Origin of the sequence: Vibrio sp. Y51_MX_L26, assembly GCF_024181935.1 — a bacterium.
GTDB lineage: Bacteria > Pseudomonadota > Gammaproteobacteria > Enterobacterales > Vibrionaceae > Vibrio > Vibrio diabolicus.
Map to the genome: position 1 here is coordinate 127,326 of NZ_JAMZAS010000005.1, position 14,328 is coordinate 141,653.

At 46.6% G+C, this 14,328-nt stretch carries 11 protein-coding genes; 2 read left to right on the plus strand and 9 right to left on the minus strand.

The window, feature by feature from the left end; all coding sequences use genetic code 11:
• Positions 1 to 33 precede the first annotated feature (33 nt).
• On the plus strand, positions 34 to 735 hold the full coding sequence (gene pyrF / locus NL645_RS13300) for an orotidine-5'-phosphate decarboxylase (protein ID WP_253651825.1): 702 nt from the start codon (positions 34 to 36) through the stop codon (positions 733 to 735).
• Between the two features lie 497 nt (positions 736 to 1,232).
• The gene (locus tag NL645_RS13305; RefSeq protein WP_114323270.1) at positions 1,233 to 3,071 is read left to right on the plus strand and encodes an extracellular solute-binding protein; all 1,839 of its coding nucleotides are present in this window, start codon (positions 1,233 to 1,235) and stop codon (positions 3,069 to 3,071) included.
• A gap of 65 nt (positions 3,072 to 3,136) precedes the next feature.
• Here NL645_RS13305 and NL645_RS13310 read toward each other — a convergent pair whose 3' ends face one another.
• From NL645_RS13310 to dsrO, 9 genes are all read right to left on the minus strand, one after another.
• Entirely contained in the window at positions 3,137 to 3,376 is a 240-nt protein-coding gene (locus NL645_RS13310; protein ID WP_005397103.1) for a hypothetical protein, read from the minus strand.
• 206 nt (positions 3,377 to 3,582) lie between these two features.
• Positions 3,583 to 4,161 (minus strand): membrane integrity-associated transporter subunit PqiC, encoded by a 579-nt coding sequence (locus NL645_RS13315; protein WP_046874433.1) that lies wholly within the window; start codon positions 4,159 to 4,161, stop codon positions 3,583 to 3,585.
• On the minus strand, positions 4,161 to 5,807 hold the full coding sequence (pqiB, locus tag NL645_RS13320; protein ID WP_253651826.1) for an intermembrane transport protein PqiB: 1,647 nt from the start codon (positions 5,805 to 5,807) through the stop codon (positions 4,161 to 4,163). The genes NL645_RS13315 and pqiB overlap by 1 nt, the downstream gene beginning before the upstream one ends.
• Positions 5,800 to 7,131, minus strand: coding sequence for a paraquat-inducible protein A (locus tag NL645_RS13325; protein WP_006742665.1), 1,332 nt, complete (start codon positions 7,129 to 7,131; stop codon positions 5,800 to 5,802). Before NL645_RS13325 ends, pqiB begins: the two co-directional genes overlap by 8 nt.
• A 308-nt stretch (positions 7,132 to 7,439) precedes the next feature.
• Complete coding sequence (locus NL645_RS13330; protein ID WP_253651827.1) at positions 7,440 to 8,489, minus strand: c-type cytochrome; 1,050 nt, start codon at positions 8,487 to 8,489, stop codon at positions 7,440 to 7,442.
• Between the two features lie 8 nt (positions 8,490 to 8,497).
• Positions 8,498 to 9,109 (minus strand): c-type cytochrome, encoded by a 612-nt coding sequence (locus tag NL645_RS13335; protein WP_012841600.1) that lies wholly within the window; start codon positions 9,107 to 9,109, stop codon positions 8,498 to 8,500.
• A 160-nt stretch (positions 9,110 to 9,269) separates the two neighbouring features.
• A complete protein-coding gene (locus tag NL645_RS13340) occupies positions 9,270 to 12,362 on the minus strand; it encodes a tetrathionate reductase subunit A (RefSeq protein WP_253651828.1) in 3,093 nt (1,030 codons plus the stop codon).
• 17 nt (positions 12,363 to 12,379) lie between these two features.
• On the minus strand, positions 12,380 to 13,510 hold the full coding sequence (gene nrfD / locus NL645_RS13345) for an NrfD/PsrC family molybdoenzyme membrane anchor subunit (RefSeq protein WP_253651829.1): 1,131 nt from the start codon (positions 13,508 to 13,510) through the stop codon (positions 12,380 to 12,382).
• Positions 13,507 to 14,274 carry a sulfate reduction electron transfer complex DsrMKJOP subunit DsrO gene (dsrO, locus tag NL645_RS13350; protein ID WP_225462071.1) on the minus strand — a complete coding sequence of 256 codons (768 nt, stop codon included), beginning with the start codon at positions 14,272 to 14,274 and terminating at the stop codon, positions 13,507 to 13,509. The genes nrfD and dsrO overlap by 4 nt, the downstream gene beginning before the upstream one ends.
• Positions 14,275 to 14,328: the final 54 nt, after the last annotated feature.

Here is a 14,328-nt window from a genome sequence, read left to right on the forward strand (position 1 = left end):
ATTTAATAAGAACCAAAATAGTTAGGAGATGAAATGATCGACCAAAAAGTTATTGTCGCACTGGATTATGATAACCAAGCAGACGCACTTGCGTTTGTAGATAGAATTGATCCTGCGTCATGTCGCCTAAAAGTTGGCAAGGAAATGTTTACGCTATTTGGTCCTGATTTCGTACGTGAACTCCACAAACGTGGTTTCTCAGTCTTCCTGGATTTGAAATTTCACGATATTCCAAATACCTGTTCTAAGGCGGTCCGCGCAGCCGCGGAATTAGGGGTTTGGATGGTGAATGTGCATGCGAGCGGTGGTGAGCGTATGATGACGGCATCACGTGAAATTCTTGAGCCATACGGTAAAGAACGCCCATTTCTGATAGGAGTAACGGTACTAACCAGTATGGAACAAAGTGATTTAGCGGGTATTGGTTTGAACATTGCGCCTCAGGATCAAGTTATTCGTCTGGCGACATTGACCAAAAACGCTGGTTTAGATGGTGTCGTATGTTCAGCTCAAGAGTCTTCATTGCTTAAGAGCGAACTTGGTCAAGACTTTAAGTTAGTTACACCAGGAATCCGACCTGCTGGCTCTGAGCAAGGTGACCAGCGCCGTATCATGACACCAGTAGAGGCTATTCAGTCAGGCTCTGACTATCTTGTTATTGGGCGTCCAATTACTCAAGCTGTGGATCCTGCTGCAGTGTTAAAATCGATCAATGATAGCTTGTCTAGTATGTAAGCACAGTCTTGTATTGTATAAAGAAAGGTGAGGCTGTGATGCCTCACCTTTTTTGTATCTAATAAAAATACCAACCGTAGTAAGCAACTGCTCATTTTTACCAGTTGTATCTGCTCGCTTACTTGCTTGCTTTAATTGGTGTAGGGGGGATCTTATTCGGATAAAGGTTCTACGGTTTATTATGAGGAAAGTAGGGCTTGGTACTATATCGATCACACTTTTGTAACATAACTCACTGTGATGTATAGAAAATGCGACCATGTATTATTGATGACTTGCGTTACAAAAGCCTAAAGAATACTATGGCGAAGATGCATTCACTGCGTTGTAAGGTCTAGGATGACCTAGTGAAACTCTTTGAAATTAATATAGAAGCTGGCAGGAAGTCACTTCATATTACGCTCCTATTATTTCCTATCTGCGTATTTTCTATTTGCAGCTTTCACACTCCGTCTTCCTTGCTACGACCTTAATCGCAAACACAACAAGGAAGAAACATGACTAAAAAACTGCCATTTTCAGTACTTGCAACACTGACCGCTGCCAGTTTTCAACTGAGTGCGGCAGAGCTACCTGCTGATATAGAATGGATTTCAAATAACAATGAACCTCTGTTCGCCTCTGAAGAAGCGGTACGAGGTGGTACTTATCGTACTTACATTCAGAGCTTTCCTCAGACATTACGAAGTGTTGGTCCAGATGCGAACTCCGGCTTGCGCCAATATTTAATGGATGGTTCACCAAAGCTTGCTCAGCGTCATCCAAATACTGGTAAATGGATCCCCCAACTTGCTAAGTCATGGGCATTTGGAGAGGACAACAAAACCGTATTCTTTAAGCTTGATGAAACGGCCGAGTGGTCAGATGGTGAAAAAATTACGGCAGATGATTACGTCTTTATGATGAAGTACTACACGTCAAAAGACATTATCGACCCGTGGTACAACGACTTCTTCACGAACAGCGTTGTTGGTGTTGAAAAAATTGACGACTACACGATCAAAGTCAATCTTGCTGTAGCTCAAAGTCATGACTCGCTCATGGTTATGATTAACATGCCGAGTAATGGTTTTCAGCCTCGTCCGGAACACTTCTTTGAAGGAGAAAAGGACGCAAATAACGATGGCATGCCTGATAACTTCGTCAGGAAGTTCAACTTTAAATCTGAGCCAACTGCGGCGCCTTACTACATTGATAAAGTGAAGAAAGGTAAGAGCGTGACATTCAAACACGTGGGCGAAGATTGGTGGGGGTATAACAACCGCTACTATAAAAACCGTTACAACGTAGAAAAAGTCCGCATTAAGGTGATTCGCGATCCTGATATTGCCATGAAGCACTTTGAGAAAGGCAACTTGGACTACTTTGAGATGGTGCTACCAAGCTTTTGGCATGACAAAACCGATAGTGATGTGTACAAAAAAGGCTATATCCAAAAGTACTGGGGCTTTAACGAAGCACCACAAGGCGCTGGTGGCCTTTGGATGAACACCGCGATGCCGATGTTGGATAACCTAGAAGTGCGCAAAGGCGTTATGGCAGCCACTGACTATGACGGCATGATTGAAAATATCATGCGTGGAGATTATTCACGTAAACCACATGGACTCGGCTTTGGTCATGGCGAATACGATGATCCTAACAATACACCGCCTAAGTTTGATGCCGATGCGGCGGTTAAACATTTCGAAAAAGCGGGCTTTGACAAAGTTGGCGCAGATGGTATTCGTGTCAATGACAAGGGCCAACGCTTGAGCTTTGCTATCACCTACGGATACAACTCTTGGACACCGCGTATTGCGTACTTAAAAGAGCAAGCGAAACTTGCAGGTCTTGAGTTCACGTTAAACTTGGTTGATGGTTCATCTGCGTTTAAATACATTCTTGAGAAAAAGCATCAGTTAGCGTTCTTGAATATGGGTTCTGGTGAGATTCCTGCGTATTGGGAATATCTACACTCGGATAATGCGAATCGACCACAAACGAATGCCCACACCAACTACAGCAGCCCTGAGCTGGACCAGTTGATTGAAGCTTATGACTCTGAGTTTGATCAGGAGAAGCGTTACGATTTATCGCATCAAATCCAAAACTATGTCAGCAAAGCGAATATCATCGTTCCTGGATACATGGTGCCTTATTCTCGAGTTGCACATTGGCGCTGGGTTAAAATTCCTAAAGATGGCATGACAAAAGCGACAGAATGGGTGCTTCATCCAATGGATATTGGTAATTTCTGGATCGATAGCAAAGTAAAAGAAGAGACTGAGGAAGCGATGGACGAGGGTAAAACCTTCCCAGAGACAACGGTTATTGATGATCGCTACAAGTTGTAACTCCACAACTTAGCGGCGATAAAAATGAAAGCCCCGGTAATTAAGTTACAGGGGCTTTTTTATTTTTACTTAACTAAGTAAGACGCTTCTAAAAGGTAGGTTTTCACATCACCAAGCAAAGAGAAGGCCTTGTCGATGGTTTTAAATCGCTCATCAAGTGAGTCACTAGATATAAGTTGGCTGAACGTTTTTACCGAGAAAGCTTCGTTTGCTTTAAAGAACTGATGCACATTTTCAAGCTGAACTTTATGAATATGCTCCACCTTATTTAGGGCGGTGGTTAAATCGGAAATGTTAATCGACATTGCTACTCAAGAACCTTATCAACAAGACCTCTACATAAGGTCATAGGATGGGGCTTTATATTTTGCCGTAGAGTAGCACCAAAGAACGGATTGCAGTCTGACTAAGATCAATTTGTCTCGCTTGATTATCTACATCTATTTCGATCGAAAAACTTCTCGCAGCACAAAAAGGGAAGCAACTTGCTTCCCTGTAATTAACATCGATCTTAGATTTTTTTGGCAATGTCCGAAGTCAGTTCTTCCAACCCGACGGACAGTGCGTCGACAAGTGCTCCATAGCCTTCGTCCTGTAGAGGCTGAGAGATTTGTATTGGTGCACTGTTTTCTACCTTACCTTCAGCATTGATGAGTAACCATTCCCCCTCAATTTCGATATTGCCTTTGTAGCTACCATTAAATTTATTTAACGTAAGCTGTAGTTTGGCTTCACCATTTTGATCCAACAGGTTGTTCATTTCAGTCGGCCAGTAATGAGTCTGTTTGTGGCGTAGTTCTGTGACGACTCTCTGAGTGATTTGCTCGGAAATACTATGCGCCCATTGATTGTTTCTTGCCTGGATAACTTGAGTCTCAGAGGTTCGGTAAACGATACCACTGTCGTTTAAATAACTTGCCAGTTTTACTGGACGAACAACTAAAGTAGGGCGCTGTGAGATATCAGAAGAGCTCAGAGTCACTGGTTCCGCCTTAGGTAGAAGGTACAAAGCCCCTTTAGTTTCTGGAGCGCTACTGCAACCCGTTAGACCGACAAATAGCGCGATAGACAAAAAGAATACTCGTTTCATTAGTTTTGGCCTTTAACTGGGATTGGGTCACTGATTTCATCTTCTCCAAACACGAGAGAGTTTGGCTTTTCGTTTAGCTGTTTAAGTACGGGTTTAAACTCTGTCATCACGCTTTCTAGTTCTTTGAGCGTGGCTTCCATTTCATTGTACATGGTTGAGTTTGGTCCATAACCATCGAGTGTTTTTTGCAACTGCTGCAAGCTTTGGCGAATATCTGTTGGGATCTCTTGAGTCTCTTTTTGATTTAAAAGTTTATCAATACTGTCCGCGACACGTTCTGCTGACGCCAACGTCTTTTCCGACGTTTTTAACGTTGAATTGAGAGAGTTAAGCGTTTCTTCCATTGGTAAGCTATTAATCTTATTTAGGAAGTCATTGACTTGGCGCTGGACTTGGGCAAAACCACCACGCATGGTTGGGAAAACATCTAAACCTTCAAATTCACTTGGAACGTACTGATCATCATTAGGGTAAAAGTCTGCATCAATATAAAGCGCGCCAGTTAACAAGTTACCAGTCTTTAAGGTGCCACGGAGACCGCGAGCAAACTCTTCCTTCAACTTCTCTTTGAACATAGATAAAGATTGGGATTCTAAATCTCCGTACACTCGACCGAGCTCAACGCGCACCAAAACAGGAATTTTTTTCGCAGAGAAGTTTTCTTCTGGTGTTGGTAAACGCATCGGTACTCTCGTTACGGTACCAATACGAAGACCGCGGTACTCAACAGGCGCATTCGCTTTTAAGCCACGTACCGATTCATCAAATAACATGACGAACTCAATGTAGTCATCGTACATGCCTTCTCTCAGCTGCTTAATATCATCGTACAAGCGGAAGTTAACCATGTCTTCTGTGAGTAGTTCGCCGGACTCAAGACCTGGAACGGTATCGAAGGTAACGCCACCCGTTAGCATGCTCTCTAGCGAGCCAAACTTAACTTCAAACCCTTCGGCATTGAGCTGTAAATCAACACCAGAATTCAGCCAAAACTTAGTACGAGTGCGCACTAAGCTGTCATAAGGTTTGAAAATAAAGAGTTGATACAGCGCCTTGCGAGTATCAACATCAAAGCTGGTTTTCTCTACACGACCAACGGTAAAGCCTTTATAAATAACCGGGTCACCAACACCTAGTTTGCCAGCTTCGCGGTGCGTTAATACAAGACGCAGGCCTTCTGCATCAGGAGAAGCGACCGGTGGCACATCTAATACCGTAAAGTGCTCCTTTTCTACTTTAGATTTACCCGGCTGAAGTTGGATATAAGCGCCAGAGAGCAAGGTCTCTAAACCTGAAACACCATCACGGCCAATTCGAGGCTTCACCACCCAAAACATGGTGTCATTTCGCAGCATGCGCTTCGCGTCTTTATTCATCTGCGCCTTAGCGATGATGTGATCGTAGTTTTCACTGAGAGTAACTTCAGTAATCAGTCCGACTTTTACATTCAATGCTCGGATCTCGGTTTTGCCAACCTCAATCCCATCTGCGGTTGGTAGTTGGAGAGTAATTTGTGGGCCTGTACTGTTGATGTATTGGAACAGCATCCACGCTCCCATGGCTAGCGCAAGGATCGGTACAATCCAGATTGCAGAAATCTGCTTTTGCGGTTTTATTTGAGCGGTTACGTTGTTCTCATCACTCATATTTGGCTTTCTCGTTTAAGTTGTCAGAAATCGGCTCCTGCACTTCGTTTTGTGGCAACTGCCACAACAAACGTGAGTCAAATATCATTGCAGAAAGCATAGTGAAAATGACCACTGCCGCGAAAGAGAGCGCAGCAGGGCCTGGATAAATCGCCATTAAGTTTTGCAACTGAACCAGTGCAACTAAGATGGCAACGACAAAGATATCGATCATGGACCAACGACCAATAAACTCAGTTAAGCGGTATATCTTTAAGCGTGAAATACTTTCTTCAGGAGGAAGATATCGCGCTTTTTGCGCATTGTAATACAGCCACGCGAGTGCCAGCATTTTCGCCATTGGAATGAATACGCTAGCAAAGAAAATTACCATCGCAATAGGGTAAGAACCTAAATGCCAAAGCAGTATTACCCCTTCCATGATAGTTGAACCTTCTGAATGTCCAAGGCTTACGGTATACATCATTGGGTAGAGGTTCGCTGGGATATAGAAAATGACTGACGCAAACAAAAGCGCCCAAGCTTTTTGTAAATTATCTGCTGGGTTGTATTTATGAATAGGGCTTTTACAACGAATGCAGTATTGGTGCTTTTTCGCTTCAATTGGGTTGAGTTGGTGACATGTATGGCAACCAATATGGTTGTGGTTATGGTGTGTATCGCCCTCATTTACATCGGGCAGCACGATGGCTGGAATGAAGTGTCCCCAGAGCCAGCTTTTGTCAACCATAGAAATACATTTGACTACCAGTACGGTATAAACGCAGAACGCCCAGAATGAAGTCCCCATTCCAATGTCTGCCAGAGAAGCGATTTTAATTAAGCTGACTAATACGCCAATCAAGAATACATCGACCATCAGCCAGGGTTCGACTCGAAACAGAAGGCGACATAAAACTTTCGCCATTCGTTGCTGTTTTTTGGATGGCGTATGTTTACGCGCTTTTAATGCTTCGAGATGAAGAAAGAGAATGAGACCGACATAGATAGCAGGCAATACGACGACCGTTGCGAGAAGCAACACACCTAAAAGTACATTTTGAAATTCAGCCAGCATTTTGGCTGCATGCAATAAGGTGATTTCTTGCGATAGCCCTTGCACACTGAACGACATAAAAGGGAAAGAAATGCTTAACACCAACATGATCAAACATGCCGATGAAATGGCGATCACGCTTTGATAGGGTTTAGCATTCACTTTTGTCAGAGAATGCGCGCATCGAGGACATTGAGCTTTTTGCCCTTGATCGATATCGGGAATACGAACAACAAGGCCGCACTCTTCGCATGAAATTAACTGACGGGAATTAGGTTGAATACTCATCGGGTAGGTTTTGGATTCATTTGTCCTAAGAATACTCTTTTTTCATTAGACACGCTTGTTTTGATTCAGGAGTTTACGAGTTTCTTACTTTTGGCACCATAGTATATGGAAGCTCTAAGATATAAACAAAGTCGCGTTTGGCGCATTATTTTACTGCGAAGATTGGTATGTTGGAAGCCGAAAACCACTTAACGTTGCTGGTTTGGAGGGGGGGGGGCAGTGATTGCTTCAGGAGAGTAAAACAACCCTGCCCAGAGAGCCTGAGCAGGGAGGTGGGAGCACTGGTATTTAAGATGAACGGTTGTCTTTTACTCGACGGTACCGCTCTTGAAAGCATTCGAGCCGACTTGCTTACCACTAAGTGTTTTTCCGTAATAGCCTTGATGTTGGTGATATCTCTCTGCGTTTGCGCTCACGTTGCCTTTAAATCGAGGATCTTGTGGACGCTCGTGGCTATTGACGTATGCCGCGACATCCCACGCTTCTTGTTTGCTTAACTGGACACTTTTCCCAAGCGGCATGTTTTCGTAAATAAAATAGGCCGCGGTGTTAATCCGGTGCATACCTGCACCCCAGTTATACGAATATTCGCCCCAAAGTGGTGGAATGTATGAATGGCCGTCGGTGCCTTTGATACCCGAGCCGTCGGCGCGATGGCAAGTTTCGCAGTTCTTTTCGTAGACCAGTGCGCCTCGCTCTGGTGATGGTTCTTGCTCAGGGGCGGCGATTTTTGGGTAACCACGTCCAGAGAGATTACCTCGTTCTTCAATTGGTAATGCTTGCGCGATGGCTTCTGGCAGCGGGAAGTCTTTTGCTTTTCCACCAACTTGCAACGCTTTAGCATCTAGCTCTGGCACCGCTTCATCGCTCATACCATAACTATCGAGTAATCCACCCATTGCCAACCAATAAGCGTAAGCGCTGAGGGCAACAATTTCGGGTGAGTCGTAAGCGGGGGCTTTGCCGTTCATGGAGTATTCGAAGCAACCTTGAATACGGTCTGCGTAGCTGTTTACGCGATCGTTTTTCTTGCGATAAGCCGGGTAGGCCATGTACGCCGCCCACAGCGGTGCTGCATTGGCTTTTCGTCCTGCTTCCATATGGCAGTTCACACAGTTTTGCTCATTGCCAACGTATTTGCCGCGCATCTGTTGCGAGTTAACAAAGAGCGAGTAACCACGTTTTACTTGCTCACCAAATGCGGTGTTTGGAATTTTACTCAGATCGCGAGGTTGCAAATATTCGCCATGATTTTCTTTTTTCACAGCTGGCAGTTCAGTTTGACGATCCGGTAGTGGCTCGTTGGCCAAAGTAGCAGAGATGAGAGGCAATGCGAACAAAGAATAGAAACGTTTCATGTCTGCTCCTAGTAACGTAATGAGGCAAAGTAGTAGGAAAGGTTTTCAATCTCTTCGTCAGTGAGATTTTTCGCGATAGTACCCATCATATTGAGCGGGTCACCACTGCGAGTGCCGTTTTTCCATGCCATCAATTGCGTTTTTAAGTAATCAGCATGTTGGCTTGCGAGGCGAGGGAATTTGTCGACGCCCATTCCGCTGGCTCCATGACAAGTCGCGCAAGCTGGAATGTTTCTATCCCAATCACCTTGGAAGATTAATTTACGATACGGGTTACGAATGTCGGCTTGGTCGCCGCGTTGCTCTGGGTTAGTGAACTCGTAGCTCGGGAGGTTAGCAAAGTAATCCATGACTTCTTTACGAACGGCAGGATCGCTAAGCTCTTTCGCCATGCCTTGCATGACTACGTTTTGGCGTTCACCACTAAGGAATAGTTCGATTTGAGTGTTGAGATAATTTGCGTTTAAACCAGCGATCATCGGGGCGATATTTGGCTGTCCCATGCCATCTTGGCCGTGACAACCACTACACACGCTGGCTTTTTCCGGAATAGACGAGGCGCTTGCGCCCATAGTGGTGGCTAGCAAATAGGCTGTCACCACTGGAAGAATCTTTGACATGCTGACTCACTTTAATTGTTATTAATATGTCCAAGTGCTACTTGGTAGTCACTGGGACGATATTGTCGGCCTTGTCAATAAGGAAAGGTATTGTGGATTTCCACATATTTAGAGGATGTGAAGAGCTGCTAAATGGCAGCTCTTCAGGTTTGGTTGTCTACTACGCCTTGCGTATTTTGGCTGGCAGGGACTGACGCGCCGCAGCGCCCACTACCCAATCCAACAACACGCCTTTGCCTTCTCTGGTTGGGTCAATTAAGCCAATGTCGTTAATGTTGACGCCATCTTGGCTGCGCGCTTTTACAGGTTGCTGTTTATCGCCAATCCAATGTGAGCGTTGTCCTAGCTCGGTATGGCCAAACCCATGTTCAAATCCGAGTGTGCCGGGGCGAATCCCGCTGACTATCATCGCAAGTGCTATGGTGCTTGCAGATGGAGTCTCGATAACAAACTCATCACCCGTTTTAATGCCTGCGCGCTCGGCATCGATTGGATGGATGTACACTGGGTTTACGCCTTTGATCGAGTTCAACCTTGGCGATAGGTTGGATACCGCACTGTGAATGTTGGATTTAAAGTTCGTCAGGCTGAATGGCCATTCTGAGCTTGGGAACTGGTCTTCCATTGGTGTGCCATCGGCCAGCTTTTGTGGATGCCATGTTGGGCAACCGGTGTAGAAATCACCGGTCATGGTGTTTCTTGCGCTGCCGACACGTTCATTCCATATCGCAACTGGTCGTGTCCATTTATGCTTCATCTGCTCACCTTGATACGCTTCGCTGGCATTTTCAAAGCGTCCACCGCGAGCAAAAATAAACGCCACACGTTTCATCTCATCTGCTGTCAGCGTCTTCTGCATGGCTGGCATTAAACGCTCTAGGCCGGACCACGCAATGTCTTCTGCCGAAACTTCAGGCACGCCGCCTTTCACATAAGCCAAGTTTGCCGCAGAGCGTAAGTAGAAATCTTCGGCGCGATGGAGAGCGTGCCAATTTCCTTGTGCATCTTGAATCGCGTTGTCACCAAAGCCGCCTAGTTGCATTTTCTTGGCGACATCAATCAAAAAGTTTTCTAAGCAAATCGAACGACCATCGGCGGTTTTCTCTGTTCGCGCTTCCACAATCGGCCAGCGAGCGGTGACGGTTTTCACCGGAACGTCGTGCCAAGGCGTTGCCATACCCCAGCTTTCGTAAGTAACGGTGTCTGGCACAATGTAATCCGACAATGCGGTGGTTTCGTTAATGAACGCATCAACAGATACAATCAAACCGAGCTGCTTTGGATCTTTAAGCTTGTCTTCCAGCAGCGTTTTCAAACCGGGTACACCATACATTGGGTTTGCCATGTGGTTGATCCACGCTTTAACGCGGTATGGATAACCATCAATAGCCGCAGACAGGTGCTCCGTTAGCAGTGGCGCGGCGAACGGATACCAAGGTGCGCGAGTAGGGTACGGAGACTCACCAGCCTCAACGCGACGTTTGTATTCGCTGGTTTTGTGGTATGGGAATTTACTGCGTGACAGAAAGACGCCTTTCGGGCCGACTTTGCCAGCAAATTTGGTGAAGTCGTAACGAGGACCCGCAGCGGAAGTTGGGTAGCCACCCGCTTTGGCCATAGCGCCGCCTTTCATATTTATGTTACCAATCAACGCATTGAGCATCATGATGGTAAACGAGTTATAGAACCCATTGGTGTGCATGTTGCCACCGTGGGTATCGACCACCGCTTTTGTGCCATAGCTTGTGAAGCGTTTCGCTAGTTCTGCGATTTGCTCAACAGGGATGTCACATTGTTGGCTGTAGAACGCAAGGCTGTATTTAAACGCCTCTTCTTTGAGCCTTTGTAGAGACGATTTTACTCGCACTTCGCCTGATGCAAGCGAAACCGTTTTATCGACAAAAAGGGCCGCTTCCTCAGCTTGGGTATGAAGACCAAATTCGCCGCTTTGATCATCCACGATGACGTACGGATCGGAGTCAGACAACGCTTCGCCTTCGAATGGCAGGTTCAGATCCGACGCGCGTAAAAACGTGCCGTTTCTCGGGTGCTGCTCATCGCTTATCACGAGATGTGTCGCATTACACCAGTGCGCGGTGCCTGCTCGTTTCATCGCGTTCGCGCCCGGCTGCGCCAAGAAGGTTTTGTTGTAGCGTTGGTTTTCGATGATCCATTGGATCATGCTAAGCACGAGGGCAGAGTCGGTGCCTGGTTTGATTGGTATCCAGCGGTTATTGTCACCTGCCGCCAAGCTTGATGAACCCGCAGGCAAACTTGGCGTGATGATGGTGTATTCCAAGCTGCCTTCTGTTCGCGCATTGGCGAGTTGGCGCGCCTGACGCTTAAAAGGGTTACCCGCTTGAGCAGGTGACATACCAATAAAGATGATGTATTCGGCATTATCGAAGTCTGGTTTTAAATGGGCAAATTTATCCAGATCATTCATAAATGCACCGCTGCCAGCACGAAATGCGTAGCCGCAGTACGAACCGTGGTGCCCAAAGTTTCGCGTACCATAGCTGTTGAACGCGAAGCGCTTGAAGATGTCGTCTCGGCCTTCGTTACCGGCGTTGGTCATTAACAGTTGGTTGGCTTTCGGGCCATATTCTGGGTTTTCAGGATCAACGGGCGTTGTTAAATCGCGAATGTCGCGCAAGCCATCAACATGGCCTTCACCAAATAAATCTCCGCCTTCTACGACTTCTTCTATCAATTGCTCGTAGCTGATCGGAATCCATTTCCCCTCGCCGCGTTTGCCTACTCGTTTCAGCGGCTGAGTAATGCGGTACGGACTGTTGCGAATTTCTAGCATCCCATTGCCACGAGCACAGGCGGTGGAGCGACCTTCAAGACCCGCTTCTCCTGCCAAACTTAAATAAGCATCTTTGACTGGAGTTTCGAACGGAATGTGTTGCTGATGAGACAATGGGTGATATGGGTTGCCAGTAATACGCAAAATCTCGTCGTTACGGTTATCAATGCGCACACGCAACCCGCACAGTGACCAACAGCCAAAGCACATGGATGGAGCGACGCGCTGATTTGGATTCGGGATTAAGTTGCCTTTGTTGTTGACCGTGTACTCTGGTTCAAGCGAGTTACCGTGGTGAATATCACGCGTTTTTTCTCCTGCGGTGCCTTCGAGCGCACCCTCGACCATATGTTTGGTAGTGGTGGCGTAACCCGCAGCGAATGCGCCAAGCCCACCCACTGCAATACCTGATTTCAAAAACTGACGGCGTTTGTTATCCATGATGAAATCCTCTTTGATTAGCGTTCAGTTAAGGTGAGTGATGAGGCTTTTGCTTCGATATTTTGTTTTGGTTGAACCAGCTCTGAGCCGAGCAGTGCCAGTGCAAGCCATAATCCGAGCATGCCGATAATGCCTATCCAACCATTTCCATCCATAGTGAGTTGGTATGGATAAAGCCCTGCATCAAATTTAGCGATGGTTTGTACTTCCATGATGGTAAACCAGCGAATCAGCCACGCGCTTGCCAACGTGATCAACGACAGGCACAACGAGCCCATGACACGATGTATACGAGACGTTGTTGACGATTTGGTGTCTCTCATCGTCATAAACGCGAAGGTAATGCTGCCCAAAATAACGAAAGTGAGCAGCGCTATGTTTTGTATCCATTGCTCACTGGAATAAAGTGAAAATGCGGAATTGTTAGATGCCCAAATCGGTAGCAGTATCAGCGTCAATACACCGCTGGTAACCACCGATTTCTTTAGTAGATTGGTATCGCCAGATGTCAGCGTTTTTGACTGACTAGGCAGCAAGATCCAAATCAGCAGAGCGAAGCCGACTGCGCCCATAAAAGCAGTGACAAACCAAAGAATCGGCGATGCTGGTTGGTGCCATAATGAGCGTGATTTAACGACCGTAATTTCAGCGCCTGTGTAAATTGCAATGGTTATGCCGGATAGCACTGTGATGGCAGACACCATAAGCATCGCTCTACGAGAGAGCACCCATTCACCCAGTGACAGCTTTGAAATTAGAGGCAGTACTTTCCCTGGCTGATTACGTAAGTTGATCAGATCCTCGCGGAGATACAGCCATGCGGTCACTACCGCTAAACCTGAGAAAACAGGCAAGAAAAGTGACCCTAAAGACATCCATGACCACGGCGTGATGTGTGCGTAAAAATGCCATGCTCGTCCCGGTTGGTGTAAATCACCAGTTAACGCTAATGGTCCCACGATGGCGCCGATGGCCAGCGTCAGCACAAGCGCAGCGCGCAGTCTGTGGCTGGTGTGTTTTTCAAATAATAGGGCGATTAAGAATAAAATAGCGGCCGCATAAGCCGAACCGATGTAGAAGAAATACTGCACCGCCCACGGTAGCCATGCCATCGCTTGAGGTTGGACTAACACTTCGGTGATGTTCATGCGCGATCTCCTTGTGGGTCGTAAATAGCAGGTTGTCCGTCGATGTGGCTGGTGAAGCGCCCATCCATGCCGATATAAAACACATGAGGCTTGGTTCCTTCATTGGGTTTCAGTACTTTGATGTCGTCCTGGTGTTCTGTGATTAAGCGGCGAATCTCGCTTGTTGGGTCGTTTAAATCACCAATCACACGCGCACCGCCAATACAGGTTTCTACGCAGGCAGGTAATAGGCCTTGTTCTAGGCGGTGAGCGCAGAAGGTGCATTTGTCCGCGGTGAGGGTGTCCTCATTGATAAAACGCGCATCGTAAGGGCAGGCTTGTACACAATACGCACACGCTACGCAGCGACTGTTATCCACCATGACGATGCCATCTTCTCGCTGAAAGGTTGCTTGAACTGGACAAACGGCTACGCACGGCGGGTTTTCGCAGTGGTTACAAAGGCGAGGCAGCATAAAGGCCTTTGCTTCTCGCGTGGCTTTCGAACCGTCATCCAGTGTGACTTCGTATTGCTTTACGGTGGTCCGAAACTGGCCGATAGGCGCTTGGTTCTCAATGCTGCAACCCACGGTGCAAGCCTGGCAGCCGACGCACTTTCGTAAATCTATCACCATGGCATAACGCTTCCCGGCTTGTCCTTTTCGGTCAGCGGACTGGTTATTTCGAATAATGTTTCCCGCAGTTGCCGTGCCAATGCCTGCGACTGGAATTAACGCGGCTCCGGCTGTGACCGCGCTGAGAAAGCGACGTTTGGTGGAATCCATAACTCACCTGCTTTTTTTGTTGTATTTGAATTGACTGATTCCATTGTGAGAAAT